The following is a 17,343-nucleotide window of genomic DNA, read 5'->3' on the forward strand; positions in this document are numbered from 1 at the left end:
GGCCGGCGCAGAAGGGTGCGCCTGTAGTACGGATGATGATGGTTACGGAGTGCTCGCGGCGGCTAAAACACCAGGATGAGCGGCTGATAGGATTGCTTTTGATCGCTTTCAAAATCGGCAGGCGCTGAAGTTGGCCAGAAATTCATGGCTAATTCAGGCCATCCCTAGAACTTAGCTGAGTGTTCTGGCGGTGGCGATCAAGCGGGTGCTGTAGTGTTGTTGGAATTCTCTCTGGGGTATGAATACGATCCTGATTGATCGCGTCGTGAGTATAGCTGTCAATGGTGTGTCAATTTCTATTTAAGCGAATAATTTCCTTGAGGTTGTTTTTCGATTGCATGTGAGCATTTGGCGATATCTTTGTTTGTAAGGTTTAATGTTCATGAACGGTTTGGTTGGCGTGTGTAGTGGGTTGGCCGTCCACTTCAACACTTTTCTGTAAAGCTAGCAAAGCTGTGAGGTGGTGATTTAGCTTTCTCGCGGCGTTATTAGGTTATTCCTTGCTCTTAATTTTTTTAAATCATCCTCTATTGCTTTGGTTATTTTCTTTGTGGCCGCGTCTAAGGTTTCTTTGTCTCCATCGTATTCTGGGTCGTGAGAGCCCATGGATAGTTCCCATTTGGAAAGTTGTTCGGCTAAGGTTTTTATGTGCGCAATGGCTGCTTCGAGTTCTATCTTTGAGGTTTTTATGACTTGATTAGCTCTTTCTTTTTCGTGCTTTATTGCTTCGTTTAGTTTTTTCTCGACTTCGTTGTGCTTTGTCGTTGTTTTTATTAAATCTTCTAGAGCGTCTATAAATAGCTCGTTCATGCTGACTTTCTTGTTTTTTGCAATCTCTTGGAAGCGTCTGTTCAGGTTTTTTGGAATGGAGAAGGATTGGTGTTTTCTTCCTGGAGTTGCTGAGGTATGTCGGTGTTGTCGAAGTGCACCTTTAAGACGGCCAGCAAAGGCAATGTCTCCTGACTTATCAAGATAACTAATTGCATTCTCTACCCACGCATAGCTTGGCTCGTTGTGAGGGCCGGTTGTGAGGTTGATGTGCCGAATCGCTCTAGGTTCCATGTTGCGATTTAAGTATCCATACATCCATTCCCAGTCGCTTTTGTTGCTAAGAAACCATTTTTTCAGAGTGGTGGGGGCTTTCATCGTCTCTGCCGATTTGATAGATATTTTCTATTTTAAAATCATCACTCGTAACGTTAGTCGTGATGATAATCTCTCGTCAATCGTGATGTTAGTCGTAATTTATACTCTTGTCACTCGTGACGTTAGCCGTGATGAAAATTTAGATTGTATAGGGTATATTTACGTATGATAAATACGAGGTCTCCCTGTGTTCGCCGATCTTCTTACCCGAAAGCTCCGTCACATTGGGCCAGAGGCAAAATTTCTCCTGCTAGCGCTAGCCTTGCACTTCCGTGGAAGGACGCCAGAGCCTGTCTCCATTGAAGACCTAGCTAGGCAACTGGTGCTTCCCTTGCGGGATGTCTCGAAGGCGCTGGCAGAGTTAGTAGAGGTGTCACTGCTGAGGACTCACCAGGATGCTACCCGCAGAGGGCGGCCGAAGCGGATTTTTGAGATTAATCAGGCCTGCGTAAAAAAATACGAGATAGCAGAAGGCTCTATCACTAATAGCAACCTAGAATTGGCTAAGTATGTCATCACTGCAGAAAGCATAAAGGCTGAGATGGTAAGGTTTCCAGGCCAAAGCGCGCTTCTGGGTATTAAAAATAAACCTGATGCTGGGAATGGTATAGATACCGATCCTTTAAGCCGGGCTGGGAAGCTTAGTCTGGCGAACCGTCTGCTGCTGGCTGTCTTGTTGAGTCGATCCGATGAGTTCGGCGTTGTTAGTGATCTAGGACGGGCTGAGTTGTGCGCACTGGTTGGGTTGCCGTTCCCGAGCCTTCCTCAACGATTGAGAAGGCTTGTCGAACTTGGCTTCATCAGAAGGCATGTGCCTGGTATCGCCAGTCCGGTTTTCTCAGAAAAGCTTAAGAGCATTTATATTCTTAACCTCAATCACCAGCAAATATCCCCGTCAAAGGACTGTACCTCTGTTTTGCTGCATCAAAAGCCGGACTCCGATGATGAGTTTGGCCCTAGTCAAGGTATTTGGCTGGATGTAGATAATGTTCGGAAACATCCTGCTCTAAAGCCTACAACTCCTTTGGAGGTTGTTGATTTGATACTGCGCTTGCCCAGGCATGCTCTGGAGCAGATTGAGTTTTTCCTGTGTAACTGTGCGAGAGATTTCTTGTCGTTGCATTGGGATGTGTTGAGTACTACCCAGGGGGCATATAAGGCTAGTCGACTAATGGAGTTGGATAAGAGGATCGTAACTTTTTTTCGAGAGCCCATGGTCAGTTCAAAGACTAAAGAGCCTCTAGATGAGCAGGAGGTTCTGAGGTTCTTTATCCGAGTGGTGATTGAGTTTTCTATGGATTGCAGAAGGCGATTCTCAGATTTGAATGGGGTTGACCTTTCTGGGCAGCGATTTTTAATTGCTCCTGCAGATCTGAATGTTGGTTATCGATACCTGGCTGTATTGGTTAAGCTTTCTGCTGAGATAGGTCAGGGATGTTACTGGTTTACAGAGGTCGAGAGTGGAGATGTGTATTTGGCGGAGTTTGAGCGTGAGTCGGATATTCCTATAGACATCCGAAGGTCGGCCGGCTTGTTGGCTTCGACTATGGAGGGTTAGATCTAGAGTTATTTTATAAAACCTCTACCCATCCTCTGGACCAATACAGGAGCACCGTCCATGTCCATGAGGATCATCAGTTTAAAAGAGGTCATGGATCTCACCAGTCTTGCTCGCTCGACCATCTATAAATACATCGCTCTCGGCACGTTCCCGCTTCCTTTATCTGTGGGGGAGCGTTGCGTTCGCTGGTTGGAGAGCGAAGTGCACGAGTGGATCCTTGATCGGATCGCTGAGCGTGATGAGAAAGTCCAGGTTGCAGGTAAACATTGATGCCGATAGAGCTACCCGATGACCAGGGAGCCCTGGTCATCGGGTAGCTCTGCCGTCTGCTTAGGCTGGTGCTATTTCTCAGATAACTCCCAGTGTCCTGTTCTGTTATTTCTTCCGGCTACGCTTGGTGTTCTTCGTCTAGATGCTCGATGGCGCTTGGTGTTTTGCAAATAGGGTCGTGGGGTTTATTGATATAGCTACTAACTCTCTCTAACTATGTATCCTCTCTCCCACTCCACCTAGATACCAGACACCTAGCTACCCACCTCACCAGTTTAAAAATACCCACTCCGTACTTGGTATGTCTTCCAACAACCAGGTACACACCATGATCAATCAAACAGCAAAACACCTCTCCCAATCCGACATCGCTATCCAGATCGAACGACTCGTGAATGCAGTGATCCGTCACGATGGTCCTGCATTCAGGATCAGCTACGACGCACAGGGGGATGAAGTCATCAAGAGGACCAGGCTCTCTCGGTATTTCGATCACATTCGGCAGATGTATCACCTGGTGCATGACGAGACGTATGCCCTGAGTGAACACCTGATCGCGTTCAAGGAAGCGTGCTACGACATCGGCATTGAGTTCGGGATGTTCGGGATGACGTGCATGGACGAGAGCGAGGGAGGGCTCCTGTCAGAGGCCCAGACCTACAACTGGCTCGTGGAGAGGATCCGGGAGCATGTGCAGACCAAGTGGTTCAAGCGTGGGAAGCATGACCGTGTTTGCCGGGAGAAACGCAATCGGCAAGCAGTCACTGAATACGTAGAGCGGGTGATGGATAGCCGCTCTCGTACAGTGGTGGTGAGGGTGGACCTGTACTACCGGGAAGCAGCGCGTGCTCGCCTGAAGGTAGAGGACGTCTTCGAGGACCTGGATAGGCTGATCCGGGCGAGGGAGTACGATCCGGTCTTCCAGCACGAGATAGGCTACATCTGCGCCGTGGAGCAAGGGGAGGACATGGGCTACCACATCCATGCCGCCTTCTTCTTCGATGGCCGGAAAGTCCGCAGTGACTATGCCAAGGCTGACGCTATTGGTGATCTGTGGAAGAGGATTACCGAGGGTTGGGGGTACTTCCACAGCTGCAACCACAAGAAGCGGTTGTATAAGGAGCGCTGCGGGGTAGGGATGTTCCAGCGCGACGATGCAACTGGTAGGCAGAACATCATCGAGGCCTGCCACTACTTGATCGAGGATGGCCAATCGCTACGGGTGAGGCCTGCAGGCGCCAGGGGGCTTCGTATCGGTCGTATCTTTCAGTGCATTTTTCGCGCTCTTTGCTAACGTCTTAGGAAGGAGATGGCATTCCTCCTCATAACCGCCTTCCGGCTGATGATGCCTACGCACAACCCTATCTGGGCGGCGTAGGCATTTTTGTATGCGCTGTCCACGAATGACCTATGGACAGCTGCCATGAAACCACACCTCACCTCGCTCCCAGGGTCTGCCTTTGAGCCTTCTGCCTCGTACTTCCTCGCGGTACGGGGATGTCATGAAGGGCTACCAACTGACCTTCTTCACCCAGCAGGACCGCACGGTCCACCACAAGCCCATCGCCGAATGGCTTATGGCCGAGGCGCTGCGCCTGGGTGTGCACGGCGCCACCCTGCTGGCCGCCAAAGAAGGCTTTGGCCATCACCACAGAATGCATGCCGCGCATTTCTTCGAACTGGCCGATCAACCGCTGGAAGTGGTGATGGTGGTCACCGAGGAGGAAATGCAGCGGATCTTCACCCGTCTGGCTGACGAACACCTGAAGCTGGTGTACGTGAAGACCCCCATCGAGTTCGGCGTACTGGGTGAGGACGACGAAGCCGCAAGCGGAGGCCGCCATGACTGAGATATGGGCTCAGGCAGCCCTGTGGTTGGGACTGGCGCTGCTGGCGACGCTGGTGTCGATCTTCTTGCGCATCGCTACGGCCCTGTCGGAGATCGTCGTCGGGACCATTGCCCAGTTGATCATCGGTGCGCTGCTGGGAATGGCAGTGCTGCAGGGCGATGCCAGCTGGATCAAGTTCCTGTCAGGTGCCGGGGCCATTCTGCTGACCTTCCTGGCCGGTGCCGAACTGGACCCGAAGGTGTTCCGCACTCACTGGAAGCAGGCAACGGTCATCGGCCTGGTCGGCTTCATCGTGCCCTTCCTCGGTTGTGCGGCACTCGCGCGCTGGGGCCTGGGCTGGAACCCGCAGGCCAGCTGGCTGGCGGGTATCGCCATGTCTACCACTTCGGTGGCGGTGGTCTATGCGGTGATGCTGGAATTGGGGCTGAACACCAGCGAATACGGGAAAATCGTGCTGGCGGCCTGCTTCGTCAACGACCTGGCCACGGTGATCGCCCTGGGGCTGATCTTCGCCCCCTTCACCCTGAAGACCATTGGTTTCGCCGGTATCCTGGCCCTGGCTGCGCTGCTGCTGCCGTGGATCACCCCGCGCTTTTTCCGCCGCTTCGGTGGCCGCCCTTCGGAACTGGAAGCCAAGTTCCTCATGCTCTGCCTGTTCGGCCTGGGCGCGGCGGCCACGTGGGCGGACAGCGAGGCAGTGTTGCCGGCGTATCTGATCGGCATGGTCCTGGCCGGCACCGTAGGCAAGGACCACGCGTTGATTCGCCGCCTGCGCACCCTGACCTTCGGCCTGCTGACACCCTTTTACTTCATCCGCGCTGGCTCGCTGGTGTCGTTGCCGGCACTGGCCGCCGCACCCGCGGCTTTCGTGTTGCTCTTGCTGGTGAAAATGCTCACCAAGCTGGTGGGCGTGTACCCCACCTGCCTGTACTACGGCTCGCCACGTCGGGAAGGCGCCTACACCACCCTGCTGATGTCCACCGGACTGACCTTCGGCACCATCTCGGCGTTGTTCGGCCTGTCCCATGGGCTGATCGACCAGGGGCAGTACTCAGCGCTGGTGGCGGCTGTGATCGGTAGCGCCGTGGTACCGACGCTGATCGCCAATGCCTTCTTCCTGCCCCGGCATCTGTTGCCCAGGAACGCTCCCGAGGAGGAGGCCGCCGGTCCGCCGGCGGAGGTCAGGCAATCTGCGCGGCACGACGACTTGCGCTCGGATGCGGCGCAAAGGAGGTGAACCATGATCAAGCACATTCTGGTGGCCTATGACGCTTCCACGGCAGCGGAGCTGGCCCTGAACTTCGCCCACGACCTGGCCGAGCGTTTTGGCGCCAGTCTGCACATTCTCTCGGTGGCGCAGCCGCCGGAGTTCGGTGACGAGGTGGAGACCGAGGCAGTGATCGAACGCTCGCGCGCGCACTTTCATCATGCCTTCAACATGCTTGGTTACCGGAGGATGGCTCCGGAGGATCGGCCGACGACACATGTCTCGGTCGGCCGTCCCGCGGAGCAAATAGTGCGTTATGCGGAGGAGCACGCCATCGACCATATCGTGATTGGTCATCGTGGCCATTCCGGTTTCGAGCGCTGGCTGCTGGGCTCGGTGGCCCGGCAGGTCATCGACCACGCCCCCTGCGCCGTTACCGTCATTCGCGGCTGACCCGCTAAAGGAGCCTGAATATGCTGGCGATCGATATCCCGGGAGTGGGGAGTCTTAGGCTGAAGCATCTGATCTGCGACTACAACGGCACCCTGGCGGTGGATGGTCGCCTGATAGACGGTGTAGCGCGGCGCTTGGAGATCCTTGGCCGCACTCTGGCTTTGCATGTGGTTACTGGCGACCCGCTTGGCACCGCAGAGGCGGAGCTCGCTGCGCTGGATGTCAACTTGCTGGTGCTCTCCGACGACGATCAGGCGATCTTCAAGGAAGACTATCTGCGCACGCTGGGCATGAATGGCGTGGTGGCCATTGGAAACGGCAGCAACGATCGGCACATGTTGCAGAAATCGGCTCTGGGGATTGCCGTCATTGGTCCGGAGGGAGCATCGTCGATAGCCCTCGGTGCGGCTGACTTGGTCGCGCTAGACATACTCAGCGCCCTGGATATGTTGACCCACCCGCAGCGCATCATCACCAGCCTGCGTTGCTGAACCTCAGTCAAGAGAGAAAGCATGACTCAAATCATTCTGACCCGTCACGGCCATGTCGATTGGATAGCCCCGGAGCGCTTCCGCGGACGCGCCGAACTGCCACTTTCCGATCTGGGCAAGCGCCAGGTGCTAGCTGTGGCGCAGCGCATCGCAGAGACCTGGCAACCGGAAGCGATCTACACCAGCCCCCTGTCGCGCTGCGTCGATACCGGCGCTGCGATCGCACGTGCCACTGGCGCGCCGACGCAGGTCCTCGATGGGCTTGCTGACACCGACTACGGGCAGTGGCAGGGTCTGACTCACGAGGAGGTCCGCCAGCGCTGGCCGGACGAACACCGCACGTGGCTGGAAGCGCCCGACTTGGCCGCCATCCCCGGCGGCGAAAGCCTGGCTGACGTGCTCGCGCGGGGGACGAACGTACTGCGTGAAGTCCTGCATCGTCATGTCGGCAAGACCCTAGTCCTGGTTGGCCACGACAGCATCAACCGCGTATTGCTGCTGCAGGCGCTAGGCCTGCCACTGTCGCGCTATTGGCGGCTGAAGCAAGAGCCCTGCTGCCTCAACGAAATCGTCGTCGAGGGCACCGTCTTCACCCTGCACAGGCTCAACGAGAGCGGGCACCTGGCTGGCGTCTGAGCAGGTAAGACCGTTCGCTCAGTCAGCCGCCAGCGGCACCAGGGTCAACTGCCGGAGGCGGCTGAGGGTGCGCTCGAAATCCAGCAGGGTGTCGCCGGCGGCCAGTTGCTCCAACGCTACGCTGGCGTAGAGCTGCAACTTGAGGTGTCGGTCATAGGCGATGTCGATGAAGTTCAGGAAGCGCTTGCCGACATCATCAGGGCAGTCGCGCAATGGCCCCAAGCCGCTCACCGCCATGTACGGAAAGCGTTCGATCAGCCATAGATAGTCGGCCGCCGAGTGTGGATGCTCAAACAGTTCATCGAAGTCCAGCCATGCGTGGTCGCCGTCCTGCGCCCGCACCCGTAGTGGGTGGTAGTTGACCTGCAGCACTTGGTCGAAGATCGTCTGCGATCCCAGTTCGAACCGCTTGCGCAGAAGTCCCAGGTCGACGGATGAGGCCGGCCAGAGGTAGCTGCCCCAACGGTCCAGCGGTGTCAGTCGCTGCCGGTAGTCTTCACCATTGTCCAGCGCCAAAACCTCGAAGCGCTTCTCGATCAGTTCGACTACGGGGCGAATGCGCTCTCCGTACAATGGGTCCGTGCACAGTGCGGACGGCGGGTAGTTGGACGTGCAGACCAAACCAACCCCCGCATCCACCAGTTGCTGCAGCGTCGGCCCGAGCAGCATGGCGTCGCCGATATCATGGACGTGGAACTCGTCGAAGCACAGCAAGCGTGTTTCCTCTGCAATGCCCCTAGTAACCTTTTCCAGGGGATCGGACTGGCCAGCGAAAGCCTGCAGGCGCATCTGCACTTCCTCCAGAAAGGCATGGAAATGGACGCGGCGCTTGTCCTGCAAGGGTGCGGCGGCAAAGAAAGCATCCATCACAAAGCTCTTGCCGCGTCCTACGTCCCCCCACAGGTAGATGCCCGCCGTTGGCTTGTGAAACCAGCCATGGTGTCCGTGGAGGAAGTGCTCCAGCCAGTTGGCAAGGTGCTCGACGGCGTTTTGCTGCTGCGAATCGGCGAGGTAGCCGCGCTCCTCCAGGGCCACCCGAAAGTGTCGGAGAATTCGTTCTGATACGGATTCAGGGATGGCCTGGCGGTCGGCGGCAGTCATGCTTCACCTCTGGCTCAATGGGGGGACGGAGGGCGCCTGGCGCCCTCCGCCAGGTCAATGCACGAAAGCCTGGTAGCCAGCATAGTGCGCGGTGCCACCGAGGATTTCCTCGATGCGCAGTAGTTGGTTGTATTTCTCCACCCGCTCGCCGCGGCAGGGGGCGCCGGCCTTGAGATGCCCGGTGCCGAAGGCCACGGTGAGATCGGCGATGAAGCTGTCGACGGTTTCGCCGCTGCGGTGCGACACCATCGCGCCCCAGCCGTTGTTGTGGGCTAGGAGTACCGTGGTACGGGTCTCGCTGAGGGTGCCGATCTGGTTCGGCTTGATCAGCACCGCGTTGGCGGTGTTCTCGAGGATGCCGCGGCGGATGCGTTCGGCGCTGGTCACGAAGAGGTCGTCGCCAACCAGCTCGATGCGTTGGCCGAGCGCCGCGGTCAGGCGCTTCCATCCCTCCCAGTCGTCCTCGGCAAGGCCGTCCTCCAGCACCACAATGGGGTAGCGCTCCACCCAGTCGGCATACAGGCCGATCATCTCGTCGGCATCCAGAAGCCGGCCTTCGCTGTGCAGGCGGTAGAAGCCGTTTTCGTAGAGTGCGCTGGGCGCCGGATCCAGGGCGAGCTGGACTTCCTCGCCCGGACGGTAGCCGGCGGCCTCGATGGCCTTCATCAGGAGGTCGAGGGCATCGGCGTTGTACTTCAACGGTGGCGCAAAGCCGCCTTCGTCGCCCACCGAGGTGGAGAAGCCCTTGGCCTCCAGCAGGGTACGCAAGTGGCGGTAGATTTCCCCGCCCCAGCGCAGCGCCTCGTGGAAGCTGCCGGCGCCGGAAGGGACGATCATGAACTCCTGGAAGTCCGTGCCTTGCCAGTGGGCGTGCACGCCACCGTTGAGCACGTTGAACATGGGCACCGGCATGCGCGTGGCCTGCTCCCCGCCGAGGTAGCGGAACAGCGGCAGGCCGGTGGCCGCCGCCGCCGCGCGGGCCACCGCCAGGCTGACGCCGAGGATGGCGTTGCTGCCCAGGCGCGACTTGTTCGGCGTGCCATCGCACTGCAGCATGGCCAAATCGATAGCGGTCTGGTCGCAGGCGTCATGGCCCTTCAGTAGCGGGGCGATTTCGCTGGCGACATTGTGCACGGCGTCCAGCACGCCCTTGCCGCCATAACGCGCCGGGTCGCAATCACGCAGTTCAACGGCTTCATGCTTACCCGTTGACGCCCCTGAAGGCACCGAGGCTCGCCCCTGGAAACCGTCCTCGAGGGTCACGTCCACTTCGACTGTCGGGTTGCCTCTTGAGTCGAGGATTTCCCGGGCTACTACCTGCTTGATGAATACGGCCATACCGATCTCCTTCTTTCGCTCAAATGCGCCAGTCGCGATTGCCACGTTCGATTACGATTGCGGACGCCGGTAGCCGCCGATAACTCCGCGCTTGGACAACACCCACTGCCAGAGCTGGATGTCGCGCGCGCGGAAGGCGCCGGCACAGGACAGCAGGTAGTAGCGCCACATGCGCCGGAAGCGCTCCCCCGGTGCTGAAAAGCGTGGCCAGGCCGCTTCGAAATTGGCGTGCCAGGCCATCAGGGTGCGGTCGTAGTCGGCGCCGAAGTTGTGCAGGTCCTCGACGACGAAAAGGTCGTCCGCGGCATCGCCGATCTGGCCGATGGAGGGCAGGTCGCCGTTGGGGAAGATGTAGCGGTCGATCCACGGGTCGGGATGCCCGCGGCGGGCGTTCTTGCCGATGCTGTGCAGCAGGAGCAGGCCATCGTCAGCGAGACAGCGGTGGGCCACCTGCATGAACGCCCGATGGTTCTTGTGCCCGACGTGCTCGAACATGCCGACGCTGGCGATGCGGTCGAACCGCTCGTTCAGGCTGCGGTAGTCCTGCAGTCGGAACTCCACGGGCAGGTCACGGTAGCGGTCACCGGCCCAGTTCGCCTGTTCCTGGGATACAGTCACGCCCACGCACTCCACGCCGTGGTGCTGCGCGGCATAGGCCATCAGGCTTCCCCAGCCGCAGCCGATGTCCAGCAGGCGCATGCCGGGCTTGAGCTGCAGCTTGCGGCAGATCAGCTCCAGCTTGGCCTCCTGGGCCTGCTCGAGATTTGTGGCGTTTTCCCAATAGCCGCAGCTGTAAGTCAGGCGTGAGTCCAGCATGGCCTTGTACAGTTCATTGCTCAGGTCGTAATGCTGCCTGCCGACCTGCCAGGCACGCCTGATGTTCTGCAGGTTGCGCAGGCGATAGCGCAGGGCATGGGCAAGCAAGCGCAACGGCTGGACCTCGCGATCGAGCCGGGCGCGCAGCAGGCGATGGAAGAACTCGTCGAGATGCGCAGCGTCCCAGTCACCGTCCATATAGCTCTCGCCCAGGCCGAGGCTGCCCATACCCAGCGCTCGTTCGAAGACGCACGGGCGCAGCACTCGCATGTCCCAGGGACGCTGACCATTCACCTCGATATCGGCCTTGTGCAGCAAACCGACGGCGAGCTTGCGCACTTCCGGATTCGAGCTGGACTGCGAGCCGCTCGATGAGGTTTCGAGTATCTCGCTCATACCGGGTTCCTCGCGTCGTCGACCGTCGCCGTGGGCTGGTTGCTCGGGGCCGGATAGGCCGTCGCTGTGGAGCGGGTACGTAGGTTCGCTAGCGACTCTCGGTAGACGCCAACACGGCAGATACCGACCTCGATTGCCAGGCTGGAGTACCTCAGGCAGCAATAGGTGTCCCAGGCCTCGCGAGGCTCCGAGAACACCAGGTAGCGGGCAGCGCTTTCGATTAGCAGTGCGGAGCGCTTCAATCCCTGGCTGAACAGCGCCCGGGCGAGGTGTTCTTGTTGCTCACGGGCGATATTGAGCGCCGAAGGGTAGGTTACTCGTAGAAGGATATGTTGAGCGGGAAGCAGCTGGAGAAACGCTTCCAGGTCGTCGGACAGGATGCTGGTGACTGACGACGACCAGATGAGGTCAGGCTGATGATGCAGTGGGGTTCCCACATTCACCTCCAGGTACAGGGCCGACGCGTGCCATAAGGCGAATCGCGGCTGGCGATGGGACTACCTGAGCGAAGTGGGGCTGTAGATACAAAAATGCCTACCGCTCCCGCCTTCGCGAGTTCGGTAGGCATCATCAGCTGACGGCGTCAGCGGTTAACGGAGAATGCCATCTCCTGTGAGAACTGTATCACCGACTCCCGGGCTTGCAAGAAGTCCGGGAGCCTCGGGGCATTAGTCCTCCAGCAGCGCTTTGTTGCGCACGGCGCCCTTGTCGGCGCTGGTGGCCAGCAGGGCGTAGGCCTTCAGCGCGGTGGTCACCTTGCGCGCGCGCGGCTGTGCCGGCTTCCAGCCTTTCTTGTCCTGCTCGGCGCGGCGGGTGGCCAGTTCTTCATCGCTCACCAGCAGGTTGATGCTGCGGTTGGGGATGTCGATCAGTACCTTGTCGCCGTCCTGCACCAGGCCGATGGCGCCGCCCGCGGCGGCTTCCGGCGAGGCGTGGCCGATGGACAGGCCCGAGGTGCCGCCGGAGAAGCGGCCGTCGGTGAGCAGGGCGCATTCCTTACCCAGGCCCTTGGATTTCAGGTAGCTGGTCGGATAGAGCATTTCCTGCATGCCCGGGCCGCCTTTCGGGCCTTCGTAGCGGATGATCACGATGTCGCCGGCCTTCACTTCGTCGGCGAGGATGCCTTTCACCGCGGCGTCCTGGCTTTCGAAGATTCTCGCCGTGCCCTCGAAGACATACAGGGACTCGTCCACGCCGGCGGTTTTCACCACGCAGCCGTCGAGGGCGATATTGCCGTACAGCATGGCCAAGCCGCCTTCCTGGGAGTAGGCGTGCTCGAAACTGCGGATACAACCCTCGGCGCGATCATCGTCCAGGGTGTCCCAGCGGGTCGATTGGCTGAAGGCAACCTGGCTCGGGATGCCCGCGGGGCCGGCCTTGAAGAATGTATGGACCTTCTCGTCGCGGGTCTGGGTGATGTCCCACTCGGCGATGGCGTCGGCCATGCTCGGGCTGTGCACGGTCGGCACCTCGGTGTGCAGCAGGCCGCCACGGGCCAGTTCGCCGAGGATAGAGAAGATGCCGCCGGCGCGGTGCACGTCTTCCATGTGGTACTTCTGGATGTTCGGCGCCACCTTGCCCAGCTGCGGCACCTTGCGCGACAGGCGATCGATGTCGCGCAGGTCGAAGGGCACCTCGCCTTCCTGGGCGGCGGCCAACAGGTGCAGGATGGTGTTGGTCGAGCCACCCATCGCGATGTCCAGCGACATGGCGTTCTCGAAGGCGAGCACATTGGCGATGCTGCGCGGTAATACTGAGGCATCGCCCTCGCCGTAGTAGCGCTGGCACAGCTCGACGGCCAGGCGGCCGGCGCGCAGGAACAACTGCTCGCGATCGGCGTGGGTGGCCAGTGTGGTCCCGTTTCCTGGCAGGGCCAGGCCCAAGGCCTCCACCAGGCAGTTCATCGAGTTGGCGGTGAACATGCCAGAACAGGAACCGCAAGTCGGACAGGCACTACGCTCGTATTCGGCGACCTTCTCGTCGGAGCAGGAGTCATCGGCGGCCACCACCATGGCATCGATCAGGTCCAGGCCGTGGCTGGCCAGCTTGGTCTTGCCGGCTTCCATCGGCCCGCCGGAGACGAACACCACCGGGATGTTCAGGCGCAGGGCGGCCATCAGCATGCCGGGGGTGATCTTGTCGCAATTGGAGATACAGACGATGGCGTCGGCGCAGTGGGCGTTGACCATGTACTCCACGGAGTCGGCGATGATCTCGCGCGACGGCAGGGAATAGAGCATGCCGTCATGGCCCATGGCGATGCCGTCGTCCACGGCGATGGTGTTGAATTCCTTCGCCACGCCGCCGTGTCTTTCGATCTCGCGGGCGACCAGTTGGCCCAGGTCCTTCAGGTGCACGTGGCCGGGCACGAACTGGGTGAAGGAGTTGGCGATGGCGATGATCGGCTTCTTGAAGTCTTCGTCCTTCATCCCGGTGGCGCGCCAGAGGGTGCGGGCGCCGGCCATGTTGCGACCGTGGGTGGAGATTTTCGAGCGGTAATCGGGCATGGTGGGTCCTGTCAGCTAATTAGATTGTTTTTGTCTTATGGTGCTCAGTCGTTGAGCACGAGATTCACCAGCATCACCAGGATCAAGGCGATGAGTGGTGGAAGCACTACGCAGATAAAAAGCTCGGGTATCTCACTGAGTGCCAGGGAGCGCTGTCCGTGCATGTAGAAACTGATGATCTCGGCAAGCTTGACAGAGCAGGCTGCAATGCCTCCGCAGAAGCAGAGCGCGGATGAGAATTGCCTACGGCCGCTCAGGACGAAGCGGACCAGCACCCATGCCAGGCCCATGCTCAGTGGTACTAGCCCGACCAGGCCAGTTGCCGATCGAGCAAAAAACCAGCCGCCGAGCAGACCGAGCGACAAGCAGCCAGCTTCTAGGAGGCGAGTGGGTGCAGGTAGCCAGGTCGCCTTGGGTTGGGAAATGCCTCCGCTCAATGTGCCGCCCCATAGGCCGCCACCGACTTGCGGATTTCCTCGCGGGCATCGTCGAGACTGCCCCAGCGGTCCATGCGTACCCACTTGCCGGGCTCGAGAGTCTTGTAGTTCTCGAAGAAGTGCTGGATCTGCTGGAGCATCAGTTCACGCAGGTCGCTGCATTCGCGCACATTGGTGTACAGGGTGCTGAGCTTATCGTGGGGCACTGCGATGATCTTGGCGTCGGGCCCTGCCTCGTCGGTCATGTACATCACGCCAATCGGGCGGCAACGCAGAACGGTGCCAGGTGCAACCGGGCAAGGTGTGATGACCAGGATATCCAGTGGGTCGCCGTCCTCGCTCAGGGTGGAAGGAATGAAGCCGTAGTTGGCTGGGTAGAACATCGGCGTACTGAGAAAACGGTCGACGAACATCTGGCCGCTGGCCTTGTCCAGTTCATATTTAATGGGCGCGTGGTTTGCGGGGATCTCGATCACGGCGTAGATGTCGTCCGGGACGTCTTTGCCGGCAGGGAGGTCAGTGAAGCTCATGTCTTGGGTCTCCGTAAGCGTCAGGTGCTGGGGGTGTCGCGTTCGGCCTTGCGTTTGCCCACGGTCCCCATTTCTACGGGAGTCTTCACGTAGAACAGGGCGAGATCTTCGGCTTCCAAGCGCTCAAACAACTGCTGGCACTCCTCCTCGGATACCGCCAGACAGATCTCGACGGGTTGGTCGGCCAGTTCGAAGAAATGGTACGAGTGCAGCCGCCCGGCATGGCCGTAGCCCTCGGCGCCCAGCACCAGGGTGGCGCCCTTGAGCTTCATGCTGCGAGCCAGATCGACCATCCAGTCGGTGATCAGCTTGCCGCCATGGCGGCGGCTCTGTTGGGTGAAGAAAGTCACCAGATAGCCTTGCATCGTTGCTCCTCCGTCAGCGTCCACTGAGCAATGGGTAGGTCATGAGTCCAGCGGTCGTAGCCAGAAGGGAGCCCGCGACATGCACGCCGATGGCGGTCATTGCCCAACTGACGCGCCCGGACTGGAGCAGCGCCATGGTTTCCGCCGAAAAGGTCGAGAAGGTCGTCAGGCCGCCGCAGAACCCAGTGATGATCAACAGGCGCCATTCAGGGCTGAGCGCCGGGTTGGCGGCGAAGAAGGCCACGGCCACGCCGATGATGTATCCGCCGATGAGATTGGCGGTCCAGGTACCCGGCGGAATGGTGGGGAACAGCGCATTGAGCTGCAATCCAAGGAACCAACGCAGCAGGGCTCCAAGGGCGGCGCCGCCGGCAATAGCGATAATGGATTTCAGCACGCTGGCCAGACTCCATGGCGGAGCGGTGACCAGGCGAAAACAGATGTCCCCGACGGGGAAAGGGGGGCTGGGCGGAGAATTGCGTTCACGTTCCTATCCTTATACGAAAGGACAGGACGCACACCTACGCACCCTGTCCAGGGTTCACGTAGGCATCATCAGCACGAAGGCGGTTAAAGGAGGAATGCCATCTCCTGTGAAGAAATTAGCATTTCTACCTACTTCAGGGAAATCATCCTTGCGATGACATACCTGAAACGAGGCGGACGCGTGGGCGGAGCAATCGCCTCGTTTTCATCCAAATCAATAGCTGTAACCATATGCTTATGAATTTTGATTCTTTTAATATGTAACGACCGTAACATTAGGATTACACACTATGACGAATCAGAACTGGCTCCTCCTCACCTATAAGGTTCCATCGGAACCCGCCAAGAAGCGCATTGCTCTGTGGCGCAAGCTCAAAGGGATGGGGGCGGTGTATCTGCAAAACGGCGTCTGCCTGCTCCCAAAGACTGATGAGCATGTTCGTCAGTTGAAGATGCTAGAGCACGACATCGAGGCAATGGCAGGCGACTCAGTGATCTTGGAGACCGTCGCTTTGGACCGTCTGCAGGAAGACAAAGTGGTAGCACGCTTCAAGGCTGACCGCGACGAGGAGTACCGCGAGCTGCTCGATAAGTGTGATGACTTCGAAGCGGAAATCGCCAAGGAGACCGCGGCCTGCCACTTCACCTACGCCGAGTTGGAAGAGAACGACGTCGATTTGAAAAAGCTGCAGAACTGGCTGGAGAAGATCCGCAAGCTGGACTTCTACGGCGCGCCACTCCTGGTGGAATCGGAGCAGCGCCTGCAGCACTGCGAAACCTTACTGGATACCTACGCCCAGCGCGTGTTTGAGGCGCAGGACGAAAACCGATGATCTGAAGAGGTGCTCCATGCAGTTGAAAGTGCTGACATACAACACCCTGTTTGCCGGCCGTGACGGCGCAGATAGCCGTAGGGCCGTGGCGCAGATCGGCCTAGTGCGGGAGCTGAATCCCGATGTCTTCTTAATGCAGGAGGCACGCGGATTCGATGCAAACGGTGGTGATTGGTTGTATGACATGGAGCACCAGCTTCAGATGCGGGGCTTTTTGGCTCAGGCTCCGCGGACTGGACAGCATCTTGCGATCTTTATTCGTTCCCCTCTGAGGCCGCTCTCGTTCGAGTCTGATTCGGCCAATTTTCATCACAGCGTTGCATCGCTCAGGGTGGCATTGCCTGAGAGCGAGCAAAGCCTGCTGTTGACGAGCGTTCATTTGTGCCCGAACGGGGTCGATGTCCGACGCAGGGAAGCTGCATACCTAGCTGTGCAGGCTACTCCCAATGAGTACCGGTTGCTGGCAGGGGACTTCAACTCAGCATCACCACATGATCCAGAACCGCAAGGGTTCGATCTGCTCTCTGCGCACCACCGCATTCGTTACTCCAGTAATGGCCGTGATGCTGATACGACGGTCCTCGCAACGCTCGAAACAGCTGGCTGGGTCGATGTAGGTCGTCTCCTGCAGCCTGAGTCCACACCTACGGTACCCACCGCTGCCTACACCAACTCCGAGTTTGCGCAGATGCGGTGTGACTACGTCCTGGCCACGCCAGCCCTTGCCAGCAAGGTTGTCAGCTATGAGGTGATTCGCACCCCAGCCACCGACGGTGCTTCGGATCACTATCCGGTCTTGGCGACTTTCGACATTTGACCATGATTCCGCCGACGTTAGCGCAGCAGTTGGGATTACGAGCTCCTTACTATCGAGATCGCATGATGAGCCAGTATCAAGAACGTTCCTTGGAAAAAAGCGA

At 58.8% G+C, this 17,343-nt stretch carries 20 protein-coding genes and 3 riboswitches; of the genes, 10 read left to right on the plus strand and 10 right to left on the minus strand.

The genetic code is table 11. The features are described 5' to 3' along the window. Positions 1 to 468: 468 nt before the first annotated feature. Positions 469 to 1,146, minus strand: a complete 678-nt coding sequence (locus LDJ84_RS10335; RefSeq protein WP_146219698.1) for a hypothetical protein — start codon at positions 1,144 to 1,146, stop codon at positions 469 to 471. A 187-nt stretch (positions 1,147 to 1,333) separates the two neighbouring features. Here LDJ84_RS10335 and LDJ84_RS10340 point away from each other — a divergent pair, with 187 nt between their 5' ends. The 8 genes from LDJ84_RS10340 to LDJ84_RS10375 all read left to right on the plus strand — a co-directional run bounded on the left by LDJ84_RS10340 (position 1,334) and on the right by LDJ84_RS10375 (position 7,614). Continuing rightward, on the plus strand, positions 1,334 to 2,704 hold the full coding sequence (locus LDJ84_RS10340) for a hypothetical protein (RefSeq protein ID WP_157763316.1): 1,371 nt from the start codon (positions 1,334 to 1,336) through the stop codon (positions 2,702 to 2,704). A gap of 66 nt (positions 2,705 to 2,770) precedes the next feature. Beyond that, positions 2,771 to 2,977: a helix-turn-helix transcriptional regulator gene (locus LDJ84_RS10345; RefSeq protein ID WP_034076322.1), complete on the plus strand. Its 207-nt coding sequence runs from the start codon at positions 2,771 to 2,773 to the stop codon at positions 2,975 to 2,977. A gap of 328 nt (positions 2,978 to 3,305) precedes the next feature. Continuing rightward, positions 3,306 to 4,271, plus strand: coding sequence for an inovirus-type Gp2 protein (locus LDJ84_RS10350; RefSeq protein ID WP_226046297.1), 966 nt, complete (start codon positions 3,306 to 3,308; stop codon positions 4,269 to 4,271). Between the two features lie 2 nt (positions 4,272 to 4,273). After that, a riboswitch (Fluoride riboswitch) is annotated at positions 4,274 to 4,336 on the plus strand. A 143-nt stretch (positions 4,337 to 4,479) separates the two neighbouring features. Then, positions 4,480 to 4,827 (plus strand): DUF190 domain-containing protein, encoded by a 348-nt coding sequence (locus LDJ84_RS10355; protein ID WP_034076262.1) that lies wholly within the window; start codon positions 4,480 to 4,482, stop codon positions 4,825 to 4,827. Beyond that, positions 4,820 to 6,064: a cation:proton antiporter gene (locus LDJ84_RS10360; RefSeq protein WP_034076264.1), complete on the plus strand. Its 1,245-nt coding sequence runs from the start codon at positions 4,820 to 4,822 to the stop codon at positions 6,062 to 6,064. Before LDJ84_RS10355 ends, LDJ84_RS10360 begins: the two co-directional genes overlap by 8 nt. Before the next feature lie 3 nt (positions 6,065 to 6,067). Then, the gene (locus LDJ84_RS10365; RefSeq protein WP_034076266.1) at positions 6,068 to 6,487 is read left to right on the plus strand and encodes a universal stress protein; all 420 of its coding nucleotides are present in this window, start codon (positions 6,068 to 6,070) and stop codon (positions 6,485 to 6,487) included. A gap of 20 nt (positions 6,488 to 6,507) precedes the next feature. Then, entirely contained in the window at positions 6,508 to 6,978 is a 471-nt protein-coding gene (locus LDJ84_RS10370; protein WP_034076273.1) for an HAD family hydrolase, read from the plus strand. Between the two features lie 21 nt (positions 6,979 to 6,999). After that, positions 7,000 to 7,614 (plus strand): histidine phosphatase family protein, encoded by a 615-nt coding sequence (locus tag LDJ84_RS10375; protein WP_058343387.1) that lies wholly within the window; start codon positions 7,000 to 7,002, stop codon positions 7,612 to 7,614. An 18-nt stretch (positions 7,615 to 7,632) separates the two neighbouring features. Here the strand turns inward: LDJ84_RS10375 and zapE are convergent, their stop codons facing one another. The 9 genes from zapE to crcB all read right to left on the minus strand — a co-directional run bounded on the left by zapE (position 7,633) and on the right by crcB (position 15,501). Beyond that, the gene (zapE, locus tag LDJ84_RS10380; protein WP_034076277.1) at positions 7,633 to 8,715 is read right to left on the minus strand and encodes a cell division protein ZapE; all 1,083 of its coding nucleotides are present in this window, start codon (positions 8,713 to 8,715) and stop codon (positions 7,633 to 7,635) included. A 54-nt stretch (positions 8,716 to 8,769) separates the two neighbouring features. Beyond that, positions 8,770 to 10,053 (minus strand): phosphopyruvate hydratase, encoded by a 1,284-nt coding sequence (gene eno, locus LDJ84_RS10385; RefSeq protein WP_034076279.1) that lies wholly within the window; start codon positions 10,051 to 10,053, stop codon positions 8,770 to 8,772. Positions 10,054 to 10,104: 51 nt separating this feature from the next. Beyond that, entirely contained in the window at positions 10,105 to 11,265 is a 1,161-nt protein-coding gene (gene cfa, locus LDJ84_RS10390) for a cyclopropane fatty acyl phospholipid synthase (RefSeq protein ID WP_052165114.1), read from the minus strand. Then, on the minus strand, positions 11,262 to 11,702 hold the full coding sequence (locus LDJ84_RS10395) for a hypothetical protein (protein ID WP_034076280.1): 441 nt from the start codon (positions 11,700 to 11,702) through the stop codon (positions 11,262 to 11,264). Before LDJ84_RS10395 ends, cfa begins: the two co-directional genes overlap by 4 nt. A gap of 117 nt (positions 11,703 to 11,819) precedes the next feature. Beyond that, positions 11,820 to 11,885, minus strand: a riboswitch (Fluoride riboswitch). Positions 11,886 to 11,933: 48 nt separating this feature from the next. Then, positions 11,934 to 13,772 (minus strand): dihydroxy-acid dehydratase, encoded by a 1,839-nt coding sequence (gene ilvD / locus LDJ84_RS10400; protein ID WP_226046298.1) that lies wholly within the window; start codon positions 13,770 to 13,772, stop codon positions 11,934 to 11,936. A 44-nt stretch (positions 13,773 to 13,816) separates the two neighbouring features. Beyond that, positions 13,817 to 14,137 carry a hypothetical protein gene (locus LDJ84_RS10405; RefSeq protein WP_146219700.1) on the minus strand — a complete coding sequence of 107 codons (321 nt, stop codon included), beginning with the start codon at positions 14,135 to 14,137 and terminating at the stop codon, positions 13,817 to 13,819. Positions 14,138 to 14,205: 68 nt separating this feature from the next. Next, positions 14,206 to 14,739 carry an inorganic diphosphatase gene (gene ppa, locus LDJ84_RS10410; protein WP_034076285.1) on the minus strand — a complete coding sequence of 178 codons (534 nt, stop codon included), beginning with the start codon at positions 14,737 to 14,739 and terminating at the stop codon, positions 14,206 to 14,208. 20 nt (positions 14,740 to 14,759) lie between these two features. After that, a complete protein-coding gene (locus LDJ84_RS10415; protein WP_034076288.1) occupies positions 14,760 to 15,104 on the minus strand; it encodes a DUF190 domain-containing protein in 345 nt (114 codons plus the stop codon). Positions 15,105 to 15,117: 13 nt separating this feature from the next. Then, positions 15,118 to 15,501, minus strand: a complete 384-nt coding sequence (gene crcB, locus LDJ84_RS10420; RefSeq protein WP_034076290.1) for a fluoride efflux transporter CrcB — start codon at positions 15,499 to 15,501, stop codon at positions 15,118 to 15,120. A gap of 142 nt (positions 15,502 to 15,643) precedes the next feature. After that, positions 15,644 to 15,705, minus strand: a riboswitch (Fluoride riboswitch). 175 nt (positions 15,706 to 15,880) lie between these two features. Here crcB and LDJ84_RS10425 point away from each other — a divergent pair. Both LDJ84_RS10425 and LDJ84_RS10430 read left to right on the plus strand, forming a co-directional pair. Next, on the plus strand, positions 15,881 to 16,423 hold the full coding sequence (locus LDJ84_RS10425) for a Chromate resistance protein ChrB (RefSeq protein WP_034076292.1): 543 nt from the start codon (positions 15,881 to 15,883) through the stop codon (positions 16,421 to 16,423). A 16-nt stretch (positions 16,424 to 16,439) separates the two neighbouring features. After that, on the plus strand, positions 16,440 to 17,240 hold the full coding sequence (locus tag LDJ84_RS10430) for an endonuclease/exonuclease/phosphatase family protein (protein ID WP_034076294.1): 801 nt from the start codon (positions 16,440 to 16,442) through the stop codon (positions 17,238 to 17,240). The last annotated feature ends 103 nt before the right edge of the window (positions 17,241 to 17,343 follow it).

The organism is Pseudomonas sp. HS-18, assembly GCF_020401845.1.
In the GTDB taxonomy this organism is placed as follows: Bacteria; Pseudomonadota; Gammaproteobacteria; order Pseudomonadales; family Pseudomonadaceae; genus Pseudomonas; species Pseudomonas nitroreducens.

What these genes read in the sequence shown, in the direction of transcription:
- LDJ84_RS10365 (WP_034076266.1), top strand. Translation starts at nt 6,068, where the DNA reads ATGATCAAGCACATTCTGGTGGCCTATGACGCTTCCACGGCAGCGGAG.
- LDJ84_RS10425 (WP_034076292.1), top strand. Translation starts at nt 15,881, where the DNA reads ATGACGAATCAGAACTGGCTCCTCCTCACCTATAAGGTTCCATCGGAA.
- LDJ84_RS10360 (WP_034076264.1), top strand. Translation starts at nt 4,820, where the DNA reads ATGACTGAGATATGGGCTCAGGCAGCCCTGTGGTTGGGACTGGCGCTG.
- LDJ84_RS10370 (WP_034076273.1), top strand. Translation starts at nt 6,508, where the DNA reads ATGCTGGCGATCGATATCCCGGGAGTGGGGAGTCTTAGGCTGAAGCAT.
- LDJ84_RS10350 (WP_226046297.1), top strand. Translation starts at nt 3,306, where the DNA reads ATGATCAATCAAACAGCAAAACACCTCTCCCAATCCGACATCGCTATC.
- LDJ84_RS10335 (WP_146219698.1), bottom strand. Translation starts at nt 1,146, where the DNA reads ATGAAAGCCCCCACCACTCTGAAAAAATGGTTTCTTAGCAACAAAAGC.
- eno (WP_034076279.1), bottom strand. Translation starts at nt 10,053, where the DNA reads ATGGCCGTATTCATCAAGCAGGTAGTAGCCCGGGAAATCCTCGACTCA.
- LDJ84_RS10415 (WP_034076288.1), bottom strand. Translation starts at nt 15,104, where the DNA reads ATGCAAGGCTATCTGGTGACTTTCTTCACCCAACAGAGCCGCCGCCAT.
- LDJ84_RS10430 (WP_034076294.1), top strand. Translation starts at nt 16,440, where the DNA reads ATGCAGTTGAAAGTGCTGACATACAACACCCTGTTTGCCGGCCGTGAC.
- ilvD (WP_226046298.1), bottom strand. Translation starts at nt 13,772, where the DNA reads ATGCCCGATTACCGCTCGAAAATCTCCACCCACGGTCGCAACATGGCC.
- LDJ84_RS10375 (WP_058343387.1), top strand. Translation starts at nt 7,000, where the DNA reads ATGACTCAAATCATTCTGACCCGTCACGGCCATGTCGATTGGATAGCC.
- cfa (WP_052165114.1), bottom strand. Translation starts at nt 11,265, where the DNA reads ATGAGCGAGATACTCGAAACCTCATCGAGCGGCTCGCAGTCCAGCTCG.
- ppa (WP_034076285.1), bottom strand. Translation starts at nt 14,739, where the DNA reads ATGAGCTTCACTGACCTCCCTGCCGGCAAAGACGTCCCGGACGACATC.
- LDJ84_RS10345 (WP_034076322.1), top strand. Translation starts at nt 2,771, where the DNA reads ATGAGGATCATCAGTTTAAAAGAGGTCATGGATCTCACCAGTCTTGCT.
- LDJ84_RS10355 (WP_034076262.1), top strand. Translation starts at nt 4,480, where the DNA reads ATGAAGGGCTACCAACTGACCTTCTTCACCCAGCAGGACCGCACGGTC.
- zapE (WP_034076277.1), bottom strand. Translation starts at nt 8,715, where the DNA reads ATGACTGCCGCCGACCGCCAGGCCATCCCTGAATCCGTATCAGAACGA.